Origin of the sequence: Microvirga tunisiensis (genome assembly GCF_009296175.1) — a bacterium.
GTDB classification, from domain to species: domain Bacteria; phylum Pseudomonadota; class Alphaproteobacteria; order Rhizobiales; family Beijerinckiaceae; genus Microvirga; species Microvirga tunisiensis.
Window position 1 is genome coordinate 10614 of the sequence record NZ_VOSK01000043.1, and the last position, 21783, is coordinate 32396.

Here is a 21783-nt window from a genome sequence, read left to right on the forward strand (position 1 = left end):
GGTCTCCGCTTTTGGGATCGACCCGATGCTCGTATCTAGAAGCAGCGCATCGTTCGGGCCGGAAAATTAGGACTGCTTTTCCGCACGATGCGCTCATGTGCACGATTGAAAGGGACAGTCGCGGGAGACTCCCGGGACGGTTAAGGTCTCTTCTCTGATTCCCTGATGAGCGCCTGAGCGCAAGAACCGGATTACCTAACGTCACAAGAATGAAGCTGCCATTTCGTACCACGTTGTCCCGGCGAGACCCGGTCAAGCGGAGCCTCCTCAAGCGCGTTCTTCGTTGTACTCTCTATGTGAAGCTTGGGCTTATCGTTTTTGCGACTGCTGCGCTCGGTCTGCTTTACCTGCGTCTCTCCGCGGCCCCGATGAGCTTCGGACGGCTGCCCGAGCGGGTCGCGGAAGCCTTGGCCGCGCGCATCGGACCCGGCTGGAACGTGACGTTGCGGAATACAGCCATCGAGCTGCACGAGGGCTCGCCGGCCCTGCGGGCGAACGGCCTCGATATCCGGGCTCCGGGCGGCGATCTGGTGCTGCGAGCCCCTTACGCGATCTACAGCGTCGATCTCACCTCGCTTCTGACCGCCAACCTTCAGCCCAAGGCTATCGAGGTGCGCGACCTGCAAGTGCGGGTCCTCGTCAACCGGGACGGCTCGCTCGCCTTCTCGCCCGTGCAGGCGGTGGAGGCCGAGTCGGGTGCTTCGCCTCCGCCCGTCGCGCCGGAGCCGTCCAAGGAAGCTGCAGCGTCGCTTGCTCTCGATGCCAACGGGCCTTCGCCCGTATCGGGCGTCGTCGGGTCGCTGCTCGAACTCATCGTCGGCCCGGGGAGTGTCCTCAACTCGCTCGGGCAGGCCGAGCTGACCAATGCGCGCCTCGTCTTCGTCGATGCGGACGGTCGCGAACGGGCCAGGTTCCAACGCGTGGATGCCGTCTTCGACTGGACGGAGAACGGCGGACGGCAGTTCGCCGCGACGGTCGAAGGGGATCAGGGGGCATGGCAACTCAACGGCGATGCCGTTGTGCAAGGCAACGGCGCCTACCGGGCGGGCGTGGTCGCGAATGAAGTGCCGATCAAGGACATCCTTCTGCTCGGAGGGGCGTCCGATCTGCCGGCCGCCACGGATCTCGAATTCTCCGGGCGTTTCGACATCGCCTATGCGGATGGTCGCATCACGGAACTGAAGACACGGCTCGCGAGCAATGCTGGCACGTTCCAGATCGAGGACAAGGACACGTCGCCCTTCCCGGTGGAGCGCGCAACGATCGAGGCGCAATGGAACGAGGCCGAGAAGGCTCTCGAACTCCAGGAGCTCGGCTTGAAGGGCGGGGATACGAATCTGCGCCTCCAGGGGCGCCTCGCAACTCCCGTCGCGGACAAGCCTTGGCGTTTGTCCCTCGGTGGCCGCGATATCGTGTGGTCCGGTGCGGCAGCGGGAGACCGCCCTCTCCGGGTCAGTGAGTTCGCCGCCGACCTGTCCGGCCCGGACGGCGTCACGATCAACAGCGTCACGCTGAAGGGGCCCGAGCTGTCGGCCCGCATCAGCGGCCTTCTCGGAGCCTCCGCGGACCCGAAGGGCTTGAATTTGGATGTGCGCGCGGACAAGACGAATATCCGCTCTGCTCTGCGCATCTGGCCGGAGGCCGTTGCTCCCCCGGTCCGCAGGTTCCTCGTGTCCAACCTTAAGGCGGGCATGCTGGACTCCATCGATCTCAAGGTGGCGATGACCGGCGCGGACGTCGCAAAGGCGGTGACGGGCGGCCCGACACCCGATGAGTCCCTGAAGATCGATTTCGCCATTTCCGATGGTGTTCTCCAGGTGGCGGACGGCCTTCCGCCAATCTCCGGGATGAACGTGACCGGTCACGTGACAGGCAAGAAGGTTGCCGTGCGCGCGTCGACCGGTCTGGTTCAAATGGCGGACAGCCGTTCTCTGGGAGCTTCCGACGGGGCGTTCATCCTGGACAATTACTGGGATGACAACGCTTCGGCCCGCATTGACTTTCGCCTCACCGGCGGAGCCGACGGCTTGGGCGCCCTGCTGCTGGAACCGCGCATCAAGGAAATCGCCGGATTCAACATCGATCCCGCCACGATGAGGGGGAAGACGGATCTGCGCGTCGGCATGGGCCTTGCCGTGCATAACATCCCGGCCTTCGCCGACCTGCCTCTCAAAGTGAGCGGAACGGTCAATGATTTTGCCGTCGACAAGTTCTTCGGCAAGGACCGGCTGGAAGGCGCCGACCTGACGATTGCTTACGACCGGGGCGATCTCGCCGTCAAAGGCGACGGCAAGCTCGCCGGAAGCCCGGCTGCCATCGATCTGCACAAGAACAGGCAGGGCGGGCAGGCCAGCGTTGCGTTCTCCCTCGATGAGGCGGCGCGCAGCCGGCGAGGGCTCTCCTTCGGCTCGCAGCTCACGGGAACGATCGGCCTCAAGGCGAGCCTGCCTCTCGGCGCATCGGCCCCGACGAACATCCTCGTCGAAGCGGATCTCGCCAAGGCCGGTGTGGATCAGCTGATCCCCGGCTGGGTGAAGCCGGTCGGACGGCCTGGAAAGCTGAGCTTCACCATGGTCGAAGGGCCGATCAACGAGATCCGGGACCTGCAGCTCGACAGCGGCACCGTGCAGCTGAAGGGCAATGCGACGCTCTCGAGCGAGGGAAGCCTGGAGAAGGCCGAACTCTCGACCTTCAAGCTCTCGCCCGGCGACGACATGCGCGCCCAGATCGAGCGCGCCAACAACGTCTACAAGGTCGCGATCCGGGGCAATGTGGGCGATGCCCGACCCTTCGTGAAAGGTGGCGCGACGGGCTCCGCCACGCCCAGCCGGACTGCGGCTGCGCAGAAGGACGGCAAGGATTTCGATCTCGACCTGAACCTCAACATCCTCACGGGCTACAACGAGGAGGCGATCACCAACGCGGCGATCAAAGCCTCCGTGCGCAAGGACAACCTTCGTCAGCTCGATATGAAGGGGCGGCTCGGCGCGACCGACATTATCGGACGGACCCTGCCGGACGCCGGCGTTCCCGTGGTGATCCTGCAGGCGGAAGATGCCGGGGCTCTCTTACGCTTCACCGATGTCTACCGGCGGATGTCCGGCGGCGATCTCGTTCTCCAGCTCGCCACCGGAGACGGCCCGCAGGCCGGTCATGTCGTCCTGCGCTCGTTCGCTCTGGTCAACGAGCCGGCCCTTCGCCGGATCATCCCCACCCAGACTCAGATTGTCGCCGGGCAGGACCGGGCCGGCAATCCGCAGGCCGTCCGGGTGGATGTGAACGAGGTGCAGTTCACCAAGGCCCGTCTCGAATTTACCCGCAATGCCGGTCGGCTCGATTTCAAGGATGCCGCCATCTGGGGCAACCAGATCGGATTCACGCTGGGCGGCTTTATCGATTACGCCCGCGACCGGCTCGACATCACGGGCACCTTCGTGCCGGCCTACGGGCTCAACAATGTGTTCGCCCAGGTGCCGCTCTTCGGGCCGCTCTTGGGTGGAAGTCAGTATGAGGGGCTGTTCGCCGTCAATTTCCGGCTGAACGGTCAGGCGAGTTCGCCGTCACTGACGGTCAATCCGCTCTCGGCGGTCGCTCCCGGCTTCCTGCGCAAGCTCTTCGGTGTGGGGGCGAACGTGGAACCGCAGACAGGATCGCTGCCGGCGGTTCCGGAGCGTTAAGCAGTCAGACGGCGCGCAGGAGAACGTGCTTCTTCTTGCCGAAGGACAGCTTGATCACGCCTTCTGCCGTAACATCCGACAGGCTCAAGGTGCCACGCTCGTCCGAGACGGTCTGGTCGTTGACCTTCAGGCCGCCGCTCTTCACCTGCCGACGCGCCTCGCTCGACGAGGGCACGAGCTTCGCGTAATCGGGCCCGAAGGCCGCCAGGATGCCGAGGCCTCCCTTGAGGACATCGGTCGCGATCTCGACCGTCGGCAGGCTTTCCGCCAGCGCTCCCTGCTCGAAGGTCTTGCGCGCGGTTTCCGCGGCCAGCTCCGCAGCCTCGCGGCCGTGGAGGAGGGTGGTGGCTTCCGTTGCGAGAACCTTCTTCGCCTCGTTGATATCCGCGCCCTGGAGCGCTTCGAGCCGCGTGATCTCGTCCATCGGCAGGATGGTGAAGAGCCTCAGGAAGCGGCCGACATCCGCATCCTCGGTGTTGCGCCAGAACTGCCAGTAATCGTAGGGGCTCAGCATGTCGGCGTTGAGCCAGACCGCGCCGGATGCGGTCTTGCCCATCTTGGCGCCGGAGGCGGTGGTCAAAAGAGGGCAGGTGACGGCATAGAGCTGCGGCGTGCCGAGGCGGCGGCCGAGATCGATGCCGTTGACGATGTTGCCCCATTGATCCGAGCCGCCCATCTGCAGCACGCAGCCGTAGCGCCTGTTGAGCTCCACGAAGTCGTAGGCCTGGAGGATCATGTAGTTGAATTCCAGGAACGACAGTTCATGCTCGCGCTCGAGGCGCAGCTTCACGCTGTCGAAGGACAACATGCGGTTGACCGAGAAGTGACGGCCGACATCGCGCAGGAACTCGATGTAATTGAGCTTGGTCAGCCACTCGGCATTGTCAGCCATCATCGCATCGGTCTTGCCTTCGCCGAAGCTGATGAAGCGCGAGAAGACCGTCCTGATGCTTTCCTTGTTGGCTTCGATCTGATCGACGGTCAGCAGCTTGCGGCTCTCGTCCTTGCCGGAAGGGTCGCCCACCCGGGTCGTGCCGCCGCCCATGAGCGTAATCGGCTTGCCGGCCCCGGTCTTCTGGAGCCAGTGCAGCATCATAATCGAGAGCAGATGGCCCACATGCAGTGACGGTCCGGTGCAGTCGTATCCCACGTAAGTGGTCAGACGCCCCTCGAGCGCGGCGGCATCGATACCATCGAAGTCGGAGGTCTGGTGGATAAACCCGCGCTCCGTCAGGACCTTCAGGAATTCGGACTTCGGCACGCTCATTGCATCTCTCATCTTCGCGATCACAGATGCCGATGCCTGTAGCAGGTTCACGCACTCATTTCACCCTCTTCGCCCACAACGCTAGGTGGCATGTCGCGGAGAGGGGTCCACGAGCGGGAAGCTTGACAGAAAAGGTTCAGACATAAACAATGTTATTACATGATATTGACGCTGGGAGGACTGCATGTGTTATCTCTGCTTGTCGAGCGGTAAAGGCCCTTCATGGTCGAGCTTCGGTCATAGGACACCGGGAACAATTCCCGATGGGGTGGTGCAAACCGAGTTCTCCGGGGGGAAGGGTTACTCGGGGACGGCGCTCCAGCCGTATGACATGTATGCCAGTATGGCGGCGGGATCGCCCTTGAGCGATGCGTGGGATTGGGCGTCGGGCAAGGTCGGTGATCTCTACGATACGGTCTACAACTGGGTATCGGATAACGTCTCTCGATCGCCGATCGGCATTTTCTCCACCCTTGCGAGCGTTGCCCCCTATGCCATGTCGGGGGTGAGGTTCAACGTTCCGGCTGGAATCGACAGCGATGTTCTCGGAATTCTGTCCGGTTCACAATGGAATAGCACGGCGATCACCTATAGCCTCCCGGATTCTCGTCTCGACTATCAATGGATCAATCCAAGCGCGAGCGGATATCGGGCCTTGACCTTCGAGACTGAGCAGGCGGTTCACTATGCCCTTGAAGGCTATAGTCCTTATTCGGGCGGACCGAAGATGGGGTTGTCGTCAGTCGAGGGCGTAACAAATCTCTCGCTGAGTTATGCCGGTCGCGGCGGCGGAACCCTCCAGATCGCCGGGTTCAACGCAACCGACATCATCAACCGCAGTCACGGCTATTATCCTGGTGTTCCGGTCTATGGCGGCGACGTTTGGCTGGAGCGGAACAGCGGATTGCCAGGGACCTATAGCTATATGATCGTCCTGCATGAGCTTGGTCATTCTCTCGGTCTCAAGCACCCTCACGATTCAGGTGGCGCATTGCCAACCATGAGTGGCGAACATGATTCGCCGGAATACACGGTCATGTCCTACGGCCATATGTGGGACAATCCGCAAACTTACATGCAATACGACATCGCAGCACTTCAGGAATTGTATGGCGCCGATTTCACGACCAACGGCGGTAATACCGTCTATTCGTGGTCGCCGGAAACCGGCGAAGCGTTCGTCAACGGCGTCGGGCAGGGTGCGCCCGTGACCAACAAGGTCTTCATGACCATCTGGGACGGTGGCGGAAACGACACCTACGATCTCTCGAATTACTCCGGCGACCAAAGAATCGATCTCGCGCCTGGCGGCTATATCAAATTCTCCCAGACACAGCTCGGAATGAAGACTTCCACGAGCTTCGTGCACGGGAACGTCTACAATGCCTTCCAGTACCGTGGCGATTCACGTTCCTTGATCGAAAACGCCATCAGCGGATCGGGCCATGACAGCATCAAGGGCAACGTGGCGGACAATGTGCTCAACGGCGGCGGCGGCAACGACGGCCTGACCGGCGCCGCAGGCAACGATACGCTCATCGGAGGCAACGGCAACGATTGGCTCGACGGCGGTACCGGCAGTGATGTCATGGACGCAGGCTTGGGCTGGGACGTGATGTCCTACATGAGTTCCACCACCGGCGTGACCATCGATCTCACCACTAATCTCAACAGCGGCGCGGCCGCCGGCGACAAGATCCTGAACGCCGAGGTGCTGCAGGGCACCAACGCCAACGATATGCTCACCGGCATCGACCGCGGCAACGGCCACGGCGTGCAGCTCTACGGTGAGGGCGGCGACGACGGCCTTATTGGCAAGGGCGGCGGCGATGCCCTGTTCGGCGGCGCCGGCAACGACTGGCTCGACGGCGGTCCGGGCGGCGACATCCTCGACGGCGGCGCTGGCTGGGACGTGGTGTCGTACCAGAGCGCCACGAGCGGCATCACCATCGATCTGACCACCAACGCCAATGGCGGGGCCGCAGCGGGCGAGACCGTTCTCAATGTGGAAGTCGTGCAGGGCTCGAACTTTGCCGATACCCTCGTCGGCAAAGACAACGGCGGCGGCAACGGCGTGCAGCTCTATGGCGAGGGCGGTAGCGATACGCTGCTCGGCAAGGGCGGCGGCGACTATCTGTTCGGGGGCGCCGGCAACGACACGCTCGACAGCGGCTTTGGCAGCGATGTGTTGATCGGAGGCAGCGGTGCGGATCAGTTCAGTTTCTCGACGGCGCTCGGTGCCGGCAACATGGACACGATCCAGGACTTTTCTGTCGCCGAGGGCGATCGGATCGTGCTCAGCCGCAGCGTGTTCATGGATGTGGGCACGGGAGCGCTCTCGAGTGCCTATTTCAAGGCGGGCACGGCCACGAGCTTCGATCACCACATCCTGTACGATCAAGGATCCGGCGAGTTGTTCTACGACGTCGATGGGTCGGGCGGCGTCGCGGCGATCAAGTTCGCCACCGTGAGTGCAGGCACGGCGCTCAGCGCCTCCCATTTCTTCATCGTGTGAGGGCTGCAACGGGCGGCAGGCTCGCTTGCGCCGCTCAAAAAGAGCCACAGGGCGCGGCAGCAGCCGCGCCCTTCCTTTGTCGCTGAAAGCCTTGCTTCCAGATCCGACCATCGGCTGAGATTGGCGGAAACTAAGCCGCCTCTTCCGTGGTTCCCAGGCGCTTGTTCAGGTACTCGTCCACGGCGACCATCAGCTCGTCGACGCGGCCATCGAAGAAGTGGTTGGCGCCGTCGATCACGGCGTGTTCGAGCTTCACGCCCTTCTGGGTCTTCACCTTCTCGATCACGCTGACCACGTCCCTGACCGGGGCGACGCGATCCTCCGAGCCGTGCACGAAGAGGCCGGAGGACGGGCAGGGAGCGAGGAAGGAGAAATCGTAGCGGTTGGCCATGGCGGCGATCGAGATGAAGCCTTCGATCTCCGGGCGGCGCATGAGGAGCTGCATGCCGATCCAGGCACCGAAGGAGACCCCGGCAATCCAGCAGGCGCGGGCGTCCGAATTCATGGCCTGGGCCCAGTCGAGGGCCGCGGCGGCATCGGAAAGCTCGCCCTGGCCGTGATCGAAGGCTCCCTGGCTGCGGCCGACGCCACGGAAGTTGAAGCGCAGGACCGAGAAGCCCCGCTTCACGAAGTCATAGTACAGGTTGTAGACGATCTGGTTGTTCATCGTCCCGCCGAACTGCGGGTGCGGGTGCAGGATGATGGCGATGGGGGCGCCCTTTTCCTTGGCAGGCTGGTAGCGTCCCTCGATGCGACCGGCAGGACCTGTGAAGATGACTTCAGGCATATACGCGAACCTCTTGCTCACCTCTCGATCGGGAGAGGGAAAACCCCGTGACGACCTTGACTTCAGGCCGCGAATTCTCCTAAAAGAACCCTTAGAATTATTCTAAATTGTTCCGGTGTTTCATTTGCCCCCTGGCTGTTTGGCCACTGGGGAAACATCGGACAGATGTGGTTGCGGTGCTTTAGCACGGCAACCAGGGTCGATTGCAAGAATTTCGTGAGGTTCCAAGTAGCTATGGCGTCCGGCCAGCGCACATATCTCGATCATAACGCGACTTCGCCCCTGCGGCCCGAGGTCGCCGAGGTCGTACTGCGCGCGCTGCAGCTTCCTGGAAATGCCTCGTCGGTCCATGCCGAGGGTCGCGCCGCGCGAGCCGAGATCGAGCATGCCCGCGAAAAGGTGGCCCGTCTCGTCGGTGCCAGGGCGAAGAACGTCGTCTTCACCAGTGGTGGGACCGAGGCTGCCAATCTCGTTCTGGCGCCAGGCTTCCGTCGCCTGGGTCAGGGGGGAGTGACGAAACTCCTGGTCGGGGCCGCCGAGCACCCTTGTGTCCTCAACGGCCATCGCTTTGCCCCTGATACTGTCGACATCATTCCTGTCGACAGCCGGGGAATCCTTGATCTTGCCTGGCTCGAAGCCCACTTGGAGAAGGGGGGGGATGAGCGGGTTCTGGTCTCCATCCAGCTCGCCAACAACGAGACCGGCGTGCTGCAGCCGGTGGCCGAGGCGGCCCGACTGGTTCACGCGTATGGCGGATTGATCCACACCGATGCGGTTCAGGCGACGGGCAAGATCCCGGTCGACATCGCCGGGCTCGGCATCGACGTGCTGACGCTCTCCGCCCACAAAATCGGCGGGCCGAAGGGGATCGGGGCACTGATTCTGGCCTCCGACCAGTTCGAGATCGCCGAGAAGCTGATCCGGGGCGGTGGCCAGGAGAAGGGTTTCCGGGCCGGCACCGAGAATGTGGCGGCCATCGCGGGGTTCGGTGCTGCGGCCGAGCTGGCGCTGGCGAGCCTTGAGCAGGAAGCCGGGCGGCTTGGGGCCTTGAGGGCCGAGGCCGAGGCGCAGGTCCGCCGGATCGCGCCCGATGTACTTGTTGTGGCTTCCGCAGCTGAGCGGTTGCCTAATACTTTCGCCTTTGCCATACCCGGCCTCAAGGCCGAGACGGCATTGATCGCCTTCGATCTGGCAGGGGTGGCCCTGTCCTCCGGTTCGGCCTGCTCGTCCGGAAAGGTCAAGCGATCGCATGTGCTCGACGCCATGGGCGTGGAGCCCGCCCTTGCTGAGGGCGTTTTGCGTGTGAGTTTAGGGTGGTCGACCACGCATGAGGACGTGATCCGCTTCGCGGAGGCGTGCGAAAGGGTGGTCGACACCTTATATAAGCGGAAGGCGAGCGCGGCCTGAAAGAGGCCGCACCCGCATTTCCAGGTCATCAACCCGCGGCCCTTGAAGCCGTGAGCGGTGGGAGAGACAGATGCCTGCAGTGCAGGAAACGATCGATCAGGTCCGTTTGATCGACGTCGATCAGTACAAGTACGGCTTCGAGACCGAAGTCGAGATGGAGAAGTCGCCGAAGGGCCTCTCCGAGGAGGTGATCCGCTTCATCTCGGGCAAGAAGGGCGAGCCGGAGTGGATGCTCCAGTGGCGCCTCGATGCCTATAAGCGCTGGCTCACCATGAAGGAGCCGGACTGGGCGCGCGTGTCGTACGACAAGATCGATTACAACGACATCTATTACTATGCCGCGCCGAAGAAGAATCAGGCGCCGAAGTCCCTGGACGAGGTTGATCCGGAGATTCTCAGGACCTATGAGAAGCTCGGCATTCCGCTGCGCGAGCAGGAGATCCTGGCCGGCGTCGAGCCGCAGCGCCGGGTAGCCGTGGATGCGGTGTTCGATTCCGTGTCGGTCGCCACGACCTTCAAGGAAGAGCTTGCCAAGGCCGGCGTGATCTTCATGCCGATCTCGGAAGCCATCCGGGAATACCCCGACCTCGTGCGCCAGTACATGGGCACGGTCGTGCCGGTGACGGACAACTTCTTCGCGACGCTGAACTCGGCCGTGTTCACCGACGGTTCGTTCGTCTACATCCCGCCGGGCGTGCGCTGCCCGATGGAGCTATCGACGTATTTCCGCATCAACGAGAAGAACACGGGCCAGTTCGAGCGCACCTTGATCATCGCAGACAAGGGCTCCTACGTCTCGTATCTCGAGGGCTGCACGGCTCCGAAGCGCGACGAGAACCAGCTTCACGCCGCCGTGGTCGAGCTGATTGCGCTCGACGACGCCGAGATCAAGTATTCCACGGTCCAGAACTGGTATCCGGGCGATGCCGAGGGCCGGGGCGGCATCTACAACTTCGTGACCAAGCGCGGCGACTGCCGGGGCAAGAACTCGGTCATCACCTGGACCCAGGTCGAGACGGGTTCCGCCATCACCTGGAAGTACCCGTCCTGCATCCTGCGCGGCGACAACTCCCGCGGCGAGTTCTACTCGATCGCCGTGTCGAATGGCATGCAGCAGGTCGATTCCGGCACCAAGATGATCCATCTCGGCAAGAACACCACGAGCCGGATCATCTCGAAGGGAATCGCGGCCGGCAGGTCCGAGAACACCTATCGCGGTCTCGTCTCGGCTCACCGCAAGGCGACCGGCGCACGCAACTTCACGAACTGCGACTCGCTCCTGATCGGCAATCAGTGCGGCGCGCACACGGTGCCTTACATCGAGTCCAAGAACGCGACCGCCGTGTTCGAGCACGAGGCGACGACATCCAAGATCTCCGAAGATCAGATGTTCTACTGCCAGCAGCGCGGCCTCTCGAATGAGGAGGCGACGGCACTCATCGTGAACGGCTTCGTGAAGGACGTGCTGCAGCAGCTTCCCATGGAGTTCGCAGTCGAGGCGCAGAAGCTGATCTCGATCTCGCTCGAAGGATCTGTCGGTTAATTCAGGAAACACGACGTGGATGCCCGGGACAAGCCGGGGTTGACGCGAAAAGCTTCTAGGCCCGTCATAGCCGGACTTGATCCGGCCGCCCACGCTCAAACATTGGATGTTTAAAATGCTGGAAATCAAGAACCTGGTTGTCCAGATCGAGGACAAGCGCATTCTCAACGGCCTGAACCTCACCGTGCACAAGGGTGAAGTGGCTGCCATCATGGGCCCGAACGGATCGGGCAAGTCGACCCTGTCCTATGTGATCGCCGGCAAGGAGGACTACGAGGTCCTCGACGGCGAGATCCTGCTCGACGGTCAGAATCTTTTGGAACTGGAGCCTGATCAGCGCGCCGCCGCCGGCGTGTTCCTGGCCTTCCAGTATCCGCTGGAGATCCCCGGCGTCGCCTCGATGACGTTCCTGAAGGCCACCCTCAACGCCCAGCGCAAGGCGCGCGGCGAAGCGGAGCTGACCACGCCGGACTTCATCAAGCGCGTGAACGCCGTTGCCCAGCAGCTCGAGATCCCGAAGGACATGCTCAAGCGCGCCCTCAACGTCGGCTTCTCCGGCGGCGAGAAGAAGCGCATGGAGATCCTGCAGATGGCGCTGCTCCAGCCGTCCTTCTGCATCCTGGACGAGACCGATTCCGGCCTCGACATCGACGCCCTGCGCATCGTGTCCGAAGGCGTGAACGCCCTGCGCTCAGCCGACCGCGCCTTCCTGGTCATCACGCACTACCAGCGCCTGCTGAACCACATCGTGCCGGACACCGTCCACGTGATGCATAGCGGTCGCATCGTGAAGTCGGGCGGCAAGGAGCTTGCCCTCGAGCTCGAGGCGAACGGCTACGCCGATTACCGCGAAAGCGAGGCCGCGTAAGATGGCTGACGTCACTCTCATGAAGACGCCGGCGGAGACTGCGCTGGTGCAGGCATTCGAGAGCGCGAAGACGGCGTTGCCGGGCAACGGCGAGTCGCGCGCTCAGGCCTTCGAGCAATTCACCCAGCGGGGTCTGCCGCATCGCCGGGTCGAGGAGTTCAAGTACACCGATCTTCGTGCGCTCCTGCGCGAGGTCGCACCGTTCGCCGGGGTGCCTTCAGCCGACGAGGCCAAGGCGGCGCTCGCGCATGCGAAGGCTCTTGCCGGAATCGAAGCGCTTCAAGTGCCGTTCGTGAACGGTCACTTCGTGCGCGGGGCGGTGGACTTCCACGCTCTGCCGGAGAACGTCGAGATCGTTCCTCTGGCCGAGGCTCTGGCGAATGGTCACGAGTGGCTGTCGCGCTTAAGCCCCGTGCCGTGGGCGAACGACAATCCGGTCTACCAGCTCAATTCGTCCTTCATGGCCGATGGCGTCATGATCCGCGTGGCTGGGCCCGTTGAGATGCCGGTCCACCTGCGCTTCGTTACGGCGGCCAGCTCCGCCGTTGCCACCGCGACCCGCATTCTCGTGGTCGTGGAGGAGGGCGCGTCCGTGACCCTCCTCGAAACGCACGAGAGCACCGATGGCGCAAACCATCAGCCGAACGACGTGATGGAGGTGATCGCCGGTGACCGCACGAATGTGCAGCACGTACGTGTGAACGCCGAGGGCGACAAAGCACTCGCTCTGTCGACGCTCGCCGCCAAGATCGGCGGAGAGGCCGTGTTCAACAGCATCAACGTGACGGCGGGCTCAGCGACCTCGCGGCACCAGGTTTTCGCCTTTCTCAACGGCGAGAACACGAACCTGCGCGTCAACGGCGCGACGATGCTGAAAGGCACGCAGCACGGCGATTCCACGCTTGTGGTCGAGCATGCGGCTCCGCATTGCGAGAGCCGCGAGCTGTTCAAGACCGTGATCGACAACGAGGCCACCGGCGTCTTCCAGGGCAAGATCATCGTTCCGCATCATGCCCAGAAGACCGACGGCCGCATGATGTCGGCGGCGCTCCTCCTCGAGGAGGGCGGCTCCATGAACAACAAGCCGGAACTCGAAATCTTCGCCGACGACGTGCAGTGCGCCCACGGCGCCACCTGCGGACAGCTCGACGAGGATCTCCTGTTTTACCTCATGGCCCGAGGCCTGCCGAAAAATGTGGCCGAGAGCCTCCTGGTCCAGGCATTTCTCAGCGAGGCGCTGGAGTTCGTGGAGAACGAGGCTGTCCGCGAGTCGCTCGTCGGCACGGTCGAGAGCTGGCTGAAGGCTCGCTCTTAATACGCATCTCGTCATGGCCGGGCTTGTCCCGGCCATCTCGATCAGAAGGGCACGCTCTTCTCCGATCGGGATCACCGGCACGAGGCCGGTGATGACAATGGAGAGGGAAGCATCACGCAATGAACGCACCTGTGAAGCCATATGACGTCGAAGCGATCCGGGCGGAGTTTCCGATCCTGACGCAACAGGTCTATGGCAAGCCGCTCGTCTATCTCGACAATGCCGCCTCGGCCCAGAAGCCGCGCGCGGTGATCGACGCCATGGTGAACACCATGCAGACGGGCTACGCCAACGTTCATCGCGGCCTGCATCACATGGCGAACGTGGCGACCGAGGGCTTCGAACGTGCGCGGGAAACCGTGCGGGAATTCCTCAACGCCGAGTCCATCGACGAGATCGTCTTCACCAAGTCGGCGACGGAAGCCTACAACCTCGTGGCCGATTCCTTCGGCCGCATGGGGATCGGGGAGGGCGACGAAATCATCCTCTCCATCATGGAGCACCATTCCAACATCGTGCCCTGGCATTTCCTGCGCGAGCGGAAGGGTGCGGTGATCAAATGGGCGCCGGTGGACGACGAGGGCAACTTTCTCATCGATGAGTTCGAGAAGCTCATCACGCCTCGCACCAAGATCGTCGCCATCACGCATATGTCGAACGTGCTCGGCACGGTGACGCCGATAAAGGAGATCATCCGCGTCGCCCACGCTCACGGGATTCCCGTGCTGGTGGACGGGGCCCAAGGCGCGGTGCATCTCCAGGTCGACGTGCGCGATCTCGATGCGGATTTCTATGTCTTCACCGGGCACAAGGTCTATGGGCCCACGGGCATCGGCGTCCTTTACGGCAAGCGCGAATGGCTCGCGAAGATGCCGCCCTATTCGGGCGGGGGCGAGATGATCCGCGAGGTGCGCCAGGACGCGATCACCTACAACGACCCGCCGCACAGGTTCGAGGCGGGAACGCCCCCGATCATCGAGGCTATCGGCCTCGACGCGGCCCTGCGGTTCATGATGCAACTCGGACGGGAGAACATCCAAGCGCACGAGGCGGCGCTCTCGGCCTATGCCCATGAGCGCCTCGGCGCCATGAACTCGGTGCGCATCATCGGTCGCGCCAAGGGCAAGGGCGCCATCCTGGCCTTCGAGATGAAGAACGCGCATGCCCATGACGTGGCGACCATCATCGACCGGCAAGGCGTGGCAGTCCGGGCCGGCACCCATTGCGCCATGCCGCTGCTCGAGCGCTTCGGCGCGACCTCGACCTGCCGCGCTTCATTTGGTCTCTACAACACGATGCAAGAAGTCGATAAGCTGGCGGATGCCCTGCAGAAGGCGGAAGCCCTGTTTGCTTGAGGATTGACCTGTGAATGACATGACCCCGACCCAGGATGGGCCCAACGCGCCGCAGGTGTCCCCGGGCCCCACGATCCCGCCGGAAGAGCTCGACCGCATGACGGATGACATAATCGCGGCGCTCAAGACCGTCTACGATCCGGAGATCCCGTCCGACATCTACGAACTCGGCCTGATCTACCGCGTCGACATCGATGACAACCGCAACGTCACCATCGACATGACCCTGACCGCGCCCGGCTGCCCGGTGGCCGGCGAGATGCCGGGCTGGGTGGAGAACGCCGTGTCCACGGTCCAGGGCGTCCAGAGCGTCCAGGTGAACATGGTCTTCGATCCGCCGTGGGACCAGAGCCGCATGTCCGACGAGGCCCGCGTCGCGCTCGACATGTGGTAAGCCTGACAGGCTGTACCTTTCAATCGCATCGCATCATGGCCGGGCTCGTCCCGGCCATTTTTCGTTCGAGCACCATTGTCCTTCCGGGGCCGCGCCAGAGGTGCGCCTCGGAAGGACGGGTCGGCGCTCACGTCCGGTTGATGGAAACGCCTCCATCGACCAGGAGAGCGGTTCCCGTCGTGAAGCTTGAGGCATCCGAGGCGAGATAGAGCGCCGACCGGGCGATCTCTTCGGGACGGGCCCGCCGCTTCAGGGCGTGCAGGCCCTCGACGAAGGCCAACGCCTCGGGGGTGCTCACCCAGGCTTCCGCCAGAGGCGTATCCGTGCCGCCGGGCAGCAGGGCGTTGACGCGGATGCCCTTGGGACCGAACTCGCTGGCAAGGGATTGCGTGAGCCCGATCAACCCGGACTTGCTGGCCGCATAAGCTGCCACGCCCGGCATTCCGGCCGTGTAGCCGACGAAGGTGGAGGTGAAGATGAGGGAGCCTCCGCCGCGGTCGAGCATGGCCGGAATCTGGTGCTTCGCACCCAGAAAGGCTGCCGTGAGGTTAATCGCGAGCGTCTCGTTCCAGCCGGAGAGCGACAGGCCCGGTGTCGGCCCCATCTCGCCATTCGTGCCCGCATTGTTGAAGGCGATGTCGAGCCCACCGCATTGACGGATCGCCGTGTCGACGAGCGTTTGTGCCAGAGCCTCGTCCCTGATGTCTCCGGCAACGGCAATGGCGCGTCCGCCATCCCTTTCGATCTCGGCGACAAGCGCGTTCAGCGCATCGGACCGCCGTGCCGTTACGATGACGTTCGCACCCTCCCGCGCAAACAATCTGGCGGTCGCATAGCCGATCCCGGAGCTTGCTCCCGTCACGATGGCGGTCTTGTTCATGAGCGTGGTCACGGTGAATCCCTTCCTTCATGAGCTCAGTGCTCGGGATTGGGATCTCAAATCGCGCCTTCACTTCCGACCCGTTTCCTGCGCCCGATTTCTGTGATGAAAGCGACGCGATACCGGAGCGGCCGACGTGCCTGGACCCACGCTTGCAGGTTCAGAACCGGGCGCTTGCCAGCGGCGAGGGACCCGCCTCAGCGCCCTGGATCGCTCGCAGGCTGGTGCAATGTCCCTTGTTCCGGCGCGCTTCCGCCCGTCTGATCCGGTTCGGTTCCGGGCACGAGCGCAGGCGTTGATGGCTCCTCGGCGGAGTGGGGCTGCGATCCATCCTCATCCTGATCATCGTCGGCGATCTCGTCCGCCTCCTCGACGGAGGACAGCACTGGCGTGCGGGGCGCGTCAGGCACGGCGGCGAACATCGCACGGGCGATTTCCTGCTCTCCCATCACGATCCGGGTCGCGCCGTATTTCATCACATGATCTTCCTGGGCGGCGGAATGGGCGCGCACGACGATCGGCAAGTCCGGGTTGATCCTGCGGGCCTGCTCGACGACCTGACCGCTCTCGAAAGCATCCGGGATTGCCACTAGATCCTCGACACAGTGATTTTGACCGGTTGGCCTGCCGTCTCTTGTGACGGCACTTCGAAGCGGTGCGGGATCTGCAAGTGGATTGATCCCCATTGGACGGGGCCTCGGTACCAGATGCGAAGTCCGCAGCACGAGCTTGGCGGTGTCAAACCGTCAAAATCACTGTGCTAAGGATCTAGGAGGCAGCGGGCTTCCTTGATGTTGGCGGCCGCAGCGACTTCCGGATCGGCGGCGTTTCCGACGACGACCTCCAGGCCATCCTTCTGCAGATCGGCCACCTGCTCCTTGTTGGTTTCGATCACGAGGAGGGGTGATCCTATCGCGGCCATCTTGCGGCTGATGTACTTGCCAACCCGGCCATGGCCCACGAGAACCACATGATCCGTGAGAGGCGTGACGGGAAGAGGCTCGCGCGCGGCAGCGGCGGCCGCTGCCTCCTGCGCCATCGCTTCTTCCTCGGCTGCAACAGCCTCTGCCTTTGCGTGGGCTCTTGCCGTATCTCGCTTCACGAACCAACGGTCCAGCAGGGTGAACAGGAAGGGATTGACGAGGATCGACAGGATGGCGCCCGCGAGGATGAGGTCGCGACCCTGTTCCGGCAGAAGCTGAAGGTCGACACCGAGGCCGGCGAGGATGAAGGAGAACTCGCCGATCTGGGCCAGGCTCGCCGCGATGGTGAGGGCCGTGGAGTTCGGGTGGCGGAAGAGCCGGACGATGGCGAAGGCGGCGAGCGACTTCCCGACGACGATGATCAGGAAGGTCGCAAGAACGGGGCCGAACTCGTTGATCAGGATCATTGGGTCGAACAGCATGCCGACCGAGACGAAGAACAGCACCGCGAAGGCATCGCGCAAGGGCAGGGTTTCGGAGGCCGCCTGATGGCTGAGTTCGGATTCGCTCAAGACCATGCCGGCGAAGAAGGCTCCGAGAGCGAAGGAAACACCGAACAGCTCCGCCGCCCCGAAGGCAGCGCCTAGAGCAATGGCGAGCACCGCCAGGCGGAACAGCTCACGGGAGCCGGTATGGGCGACGTAGTGCAGGATCCACGGTATGACCCGGCGTCCGATGATCAGCATGATCGCCACGAAGGCGATGACCTTGCCGAGCGTGATGCCGAGAGAGATCACGATGGATTCGATATCGGCAGAGGCGCTGGACGTGGCCTCCGCGAAGGCGGGCAGCAGCACCAGCGTCAGGACCATGGCCAAGTCCTCGACGATCAGCCATCCGACGGCAATATGGCCACGCTCGGTTTCGACAAGCCGACGTTCCTGGAGAGCCCGCAGCAGCACGACCGTACTGGCGACGGAGAGTGCCAGGCCGAAGACGAGGCCGCCGCCGATGCTCCAGCCCATCAGCCAGGCAAGCCCCATGCCGAGAACCGTGGCGCTGGCGATCTGGACGACCGCTCCGGGAATCGCGATGGCCCTAACGGAGAGAAGATCCTTCAGCGAGAAGTGGAGGCCGACGCCGAACATCAGCAGGATCACGCCGATCTCGGCGAGTTGGTTGGCGAGCCCCTGATCCGCCACATAGCCGGGGGTGAAGGGCCCGGCGAGGACACCGGCCAGCAGGTAGCCGATGAGCGGGGAAAGGCGGAATCGATGTGCGACAGCGCCGAGAGCGAATGCCAGAACCAAGCCGACGACGATGGTTGATATCAGCGGCGTGTGATGCGGCATCTGCTCTCCTTCAGATAGGTTATTTCGAGGCGGGATCTTCCCGATATGGTCGACCTCGGCCGTTGGGGCAACCCTGAACGGTCTCGACGTTTGCCCTTTCACCTCTTATCTATAGAGAAATGAACTCGTTCTGCCCGGGCCTTGAACCCGGCTGTCAGGAGAGAAGGCTTATGGCACTACCCGGATTCAAGGTCGTCACCGTGACCGACGCGGCGGCGAAGCGCGTCAAGGACATCATCGGCAAGGCGGACCGTCCCATCGTCGGCGTCCGCGTGGGCGTCAAGAACGGCGGCTGCGCCGGCATGTCCTACACCATGGAATATGCGGAAAGCGTCAGCCCGCTCGACGAGGTGATCGAGGACAAGGGCGTGACCGTCCTCATCGACCCCAAGGCCGTGTTGTTCCTGCTCGGCACGGAAATGGATTTCCAGACGACCAAGATGTCGTCCCAGTTCGTCTTCAACAATCCCAACCAGACCTCGGCCTGCGGCTGCGGCGAATCGGTGGCGATCACGCCCGCTACCCCTGGCGCACACCAATCGGCCGGTTAAGCCGTGGATGCCGAGGATCTTCGTGATATCTTCCGTGGTCTCGGCCCCGTTCAGATCCGCCGGATGTTCGGCGGGCAGGGCGTCTACCAGGGCGAACTGATGTTCGCCCTGGTCGCTTCCGACGAGCTTTACCTCAAAGTCGACGACGAGAGCATCGGGTTCTTCCGCGACCTGGGCTCGCGCCCTTTCGCCTATGAGATTCGTGATGGCCGCAAAAGCATCATGAGCTATTGGCTCATGCCCGAATCGGCCCTCGACGATCCCGACGAGGCGGCACAGCTTGCAAACATGGCTCTGGCGGCAGCCCGGAGGGCGAAATCCGCCCACCCTCGAAAAGGCGGCAAGGCCGCGCCTCGCCGCAAGGTTCGGAAAAAGGCGTCCGAGCCCGTTACTTAGCCTTCTTGGCCGTCACAGGCCGCATGAGGAAGGCCGGCACGTGATCTCCGAGACCGATCACCGGCTCATCCGTGTCCTCGTCCCGACGCGAGCGTCCCTGATAGCCACGGTCCGACGAACGCTCATTGCGCTCCTGCCGAGGCCTGCGGCTCTGTTGCTCCTCGCGCGGAGGCTGGCGCTCCTCGCGCGGAGGCTGGGCCGCGCGTGCGACAGGAGCCTCTTCCCGCGGCTCCTCCGCACGTCCGCGGCCCCGGTCCGATGACCGAACCTTGACCTTGCGTCCGCGCGAGCGATCCTCGCCCCGGCCGCTGCGACGGCGGGAGGAGCCTTCCGATTGCGGACGCTCTGCCAGAGTCGGACCCTGCCACTCGACCGGCTGGCCGATCAGCTTTTCAATGGCAGCCAGAGATTTCTCCTCGCCCGGGCTCACGAGTGTGAAGGACTGGCCCGAACGTCCCGCTCGGCCTGTGCGGCCGATCCGGTGCACGTAATCCTCGGCGTGGTGCGGAATATCGTAATTGAACACATGGCTGACGGCCGGAATGTCCAGGCCGCGGGCCGCCACGTCGCTGGCCACCAGGATGGGCATCTCTCCCGTACGGAAACTATCGAGCGCCGCCATGCGGGCATGCTGGTCCATGTCGCCGTGAAGAGCGACCGCTGCAAAGCCGTGATTCTGCAGGGACCGGTGGAGCACGGCCACGTCGCGCTTGCGGTTGCAGAAGACGATGGCGTTCTGGAGATCCGTGGCGTTCCGGATCAGCTCCCGCAGGGTCTCGCGCTTCTCGTAATCCTCGCGGCCTGTTGCCACGAGGCGCTGGGTGATCGTCGAAGCGGTCGAAGCGGCGCGGGCGACCTCCACCTTCACCGGATTGTGAAGGAAGGCGTCGGCCAGGCGCTGGATCTCCGGCGGCATGGTCGCGGAGAAGAACAGAGTCTGGCGGGTGAAGGGCACGAGCTTCACGATGCGCTCGATGTCCGGAATGAAGCCCATGTCGAGCATCCGGTCCGCCTCGTCGATCACGAGCAGCTCGACACCGGTGAGCAGAAGCTTTCCGCGCTCGAAATGGTCGAGCAGGCGGCCGGGGGTCGCGATCAGCACGTCGACGCCGCGGGTGATCTTGGCATCCTGATCTCCGAAGGACATGCCGCCGATCAGCAGGGCGACGGAAAGGCGATGGTTGATCCCGTACTTGTCGAAGTTGTCCTCGACCTGGGCCGCCAGTTCGCGGGTCGGCTCGAGAATCAGTGTGCGGGGCATGCGCGCACGAGCCCGGCCGGATTCGAGCAGGGTCAGCATCGGGAGCGTGAAGGCCGCCGTCTTGCCCGTGCCGGTCTGGGCGATGCCCAGCACGTCGCGGCGTGAGAGGACGTGAGGAATGGCCTGGGCCTGGATCGGCGTCGGCTCTGTGTATCCAGCGGCAGCGACGGCCTGTTGAACTTTATCGCTAAGTCCGAGTTCGGCGAACGACATGAATGCTAATTACCGTTGAGGGCTAGGCGCGCTCTAAAGTGCCGGCCGCGCTCTACGGCAACAAACAGGCGCGAGACTGGTTTCACCTGAGGCTCTTGCTCAAGTTGAGGAGTGGCGGGACCATAGGACAAGCTATGCGCTTGTCAATCCAGGGAAACTTGCCGAGAGACGACAAAGGACGGATTGAATGGCTGAAACACTTGTTCTGATTCCCGGATTGGCCTGCACCGCCCGGCCTTTCGAGCCCCAGATCGCTGCCCTGTCAGCAGGACGCACGATCGTCGTCGCGGATCATACCCAGGATGATTCGATTGCCGCCATCGCGGCGCGGCTTCTGCGCGAAGTGCCTGGCAGGTTTGACCTCGCGGGGCTCTCCATGGGCGGATACATTGCCATGGAGGTCATGCGGCAGGCGCCGGAACGGGTGAAGCGGCTTGCCTTGCTCGACACGAGCGCGCGTCCCGACACCACGGAGGCGAGCCAGGACCGCAAGCGGCTGATTGCACTGGCGGAAGCGGGCCGATTCGAAGAGATCCATTCCGCGCTCTGGCCGCGTCTCGTCCATCCCGATCATCGGGACGACCAGGCTCTCCAGGATATTATGTTCGGAATGATGCGGGCAACCGGTGCCGAGGCCTATATCCGGCAGCAGCGGGCGATCATGGCGCGCGCCGACTCACGCCCTTTGCTTCCGGGAACCGAGATCCCGACGCTGGTGCTGGTCGGGGAGAGCGATGCCATCACGCCGCCGGAAATTGCCCGAGAGATGGCCGAGATGATCGAATGGGCTTCCCTGGTCGTCATTCCCGAGGCCGGACACATGTCGACTCTCGAGCAGCCGGAACGGGTAACCCAGGCCCTGCAATTGTGGCTGGGCCAGAATTAACCATCGATCTGCTCACTGCTTGCGAAGCTCCCGAGAAATATGGTCAATGATTAGTTACCGGTCCCGGCAGGCGGCGGGCGCTCGTCCGGAGACGCGAATAACTTCTTGAAATGATAGGCATATCGCGAGCTCAGGATCGTGGAAGAGGGGGCTTTCGCTCCCGCGGTGCGGGCGTAGGATCCGCCCATCTCCG

The 21783-nt window shown here is 63.3% G+C and carries 16 protein-coding genes and 1 pseudogene; 11 read left to right on the forward strand and 6 right to left on the reverse strand.

The features are described from left to right. Positions 1–209 precede the first annotated feature (209 nt). Positions 210–3677: a YhdP family protein gene (locus FS320_RS13560; RefSeq protein WP_152712360.1), complete on the forward strand. Its 3468-nt coding sequence runs from the start codon at positions 210–212 to the stop codon at positions 3675–3677. Positions 3678–3681: 4 nt separating this feature from the next. Here the strand turns inward: FS320_RS13560 and tyrS are convergent, their stop codons facing one another. Then, positions 3682–4944, reverse strand: a complete 1263-nt coding sequence (gene tyrS, locus FS320_RS13565) for a tyrosine--tRNA ligase (RefSeq protein ID WP_192926284.1) — start codon at positions 4942–4944, stop codon at positions 3682–3684. A gap of 271 nt (positions 4945–5215) precedes the next feature. Here tyrS and FS320_RS50210 point away from each other — a divergent pair, with 271 nt between their 5' ends. Further along, the gene (locus FS320_RS50210; RefSeq protein ID WP_162002974.1) at positions 5216–7459 is read left to right on the forward strand and encodes a M10 family metallopeptidase C-terminal domain-containing protein; all 2244 of its coding nucleotides are present in this window, start codon (positions 5216–5218) and stop codon (positions 7457–7459) included. 130 nt (positions 7460–7589) lie between these two features. Here FS320_RS50210 and FS320_RS13575 read toward each other — a convergent pair whose 3' ends face one another. After that, positions 7590–8246, reverse strand: a complete 657-nt coding sequence (locus FS320_RS13575; RefSeq protein WP_152712367.1) for an alpha/beta hydrolase — start codon at positions 8244–8246, stop codon at positions 7590–7592. A 234-nt stretch (positions 8247–8480) separates the two neighbouring features. On the opposite strand from FS320_RS13575, the gene FS320_RS13580 reads away from it, so the two are divergent. The 6 genes from FS320_RS13580 to FS320_RS13605 all read left to right on the forward strand — a co-directional run bounded on the left by FS320_RS13580 (position 8481) and on the right by FS320_RS13605 (position 15128). Then, positions 8481–9653, forward strand: coding sequence for a cysteine desulfurase family protein (locus FS320_RS13580; protein WP_152712397.1), 1173 nt, complete (start codon positions 8481–8483; stop codon positions 9651–9653). A 70-nt stretch (positions 9654–9723) separates the two neighbouring features. Next, entirely contained in the window at positions 9724–11196 is a 1473-nt protein-coding gene (gene sufB, locus FS320_RS13585) for a Fe-S cluster assembly protein SufB (protein WP_152712369.1), read from the forward strand. A 115-nt stretch (positions 11197–11311) separates the two neighbouring features. Continuing rightward, positions 11312–12064 carry a Fe-S cluster assembly ATPase SufC gene (gene sufC, locus FS320_RS13590; protein ID WP_152712371.1) on the forward strand — a complete coding sequence of 251 codons (753 nt, stop codon included), beginning with the start codon at positions 11312–11314 and terminating at the stop codon, positions 12062–12064. 1 nt (position 12065) lies between these two features. Continuing rightward, entirely contained in the window at positions 12066–13379 is a 1314-nt protein-coding gene (gene sufD / locus FS320_RS13595; RefSeq protein WP_152712373.1) for a Fe-S cluster assembly protein SufD, read from the forward strand. 119 nt (positions 13380–13498) lie between these two features. After that, entirely contained in the window at positions 13499–14734 is a 1236-nt protein-coding gene (locus FS320_RS13600) for a cysteine desulfurase (protein WP_152712375.1), read from the forward strand. Positions 14735–14753: 19 nt separating this feature from the next. Then, on the forward strand, positions 14754–15128 hold the full coding sequence (locus tag FS320_RS13605) for an SUF system Fe-S cluster assembly protein (protein ID WP_152712399.1): 375 nt from the start codon (positions 14754–14756) through the stop codon (positions 15126–15128). Positions 15129–15255: 127 nt separating this feature from the next. Here the strand turns inward: FS320_RS13605 and FS320_RS13610 are convergent, their stop codons facing one another. From FS320_RS13610 to FS320_RS13620, 3 genes and pseudogenes are all read right to left on the reverse strand, one after another. Then, entirely contained in the window at positions 15256–16020 is a 765-nt protein-coding gene (locus FS320_RS13610) for an SDR family oxidoreductase (RefSeq protein ID WP_162002975.1), read from the reverse strand. Positions 16021–16205: 185 nt separating this feature from the next. Beyond that, entirely contained in the window at positions 16206–16598 is a 393-nt protein-coding gene (locus FS320_RS13615) for a hypothetical protein (RefSeq protein ID WP_192926285.1), read from the reverse strand. A gap of 182 nt (positions 16599–16780) precedes the next feature. Continuing rightward, positions 16781–18283 (reverse strand): annotated as a pseudogene (locus FS320_RS13620) (cation:proton antiporter domain-containing protein); the annotation flags it as partial. Between the two features lie 170 nt (positions 18284–18453). On the opposite strand from FS320_RS13620, the gene FS320_RS13625 reads away from it, so the two are divergent. Both FS320_RS13625 and FS320_RS13630 read left to right on the forward strand, forming a co-directional pair. Continuing rightward, a complete protein-coding gene (locus FS320_RS13625; protein ID WP_152712377.1) occupies positions 18454–18834 on the forward strand; it encodes a HesB/IscA family protein in 381 nt (126 codons plus the stop codon). A 3-nt stretch (positions 18835–18837) separates the two neighbouring features. After that, positions 18838–19230, forward strand: a complete 393-nt coding sequence (locus FS320_RS13630) for a TfoX/Sxy family protein (RefSeq protein WP_152712379.1) — start codon at positions 18838–18840, stop codon at positions 19228–19230. On the opposite strand, the gene FS320_RS13635 is transcribed toward FS320_RS13630, so the two are convergent. After that, the gene (locus FS320_RS13635) at positions 19223–20704 is read right to left on the reverse strand and encodes a DEAD/DEAH box helicase (protein WP_152712381.1); all 1482 of its coding nucleotides are present in this window, start codon (positions 20702–20704) and stop codon (positions 19223–19225) included. The genes FS320_RS13630 and FS320_RS13635 overlap by 8 nt on opposite strands. Before the next feature lie 187 nt (positions 20705–20891). Here FS320_RS13635 and FS320_RS13640 point away from each other — a divergent pair, with 187 nt between their 5' ends. Beyond that, positions 20892–21590, forward strand: coding sequence for an alpha/beta fold hydrolase (locus FS320_RS13640; RefSeq protein WP_152712383.1), 699 nt, complete (start codon positions 20892–20894; stop codon positions 21588–21590). Positions 21591–21783 lie beyond the last annotated feature (193 nt).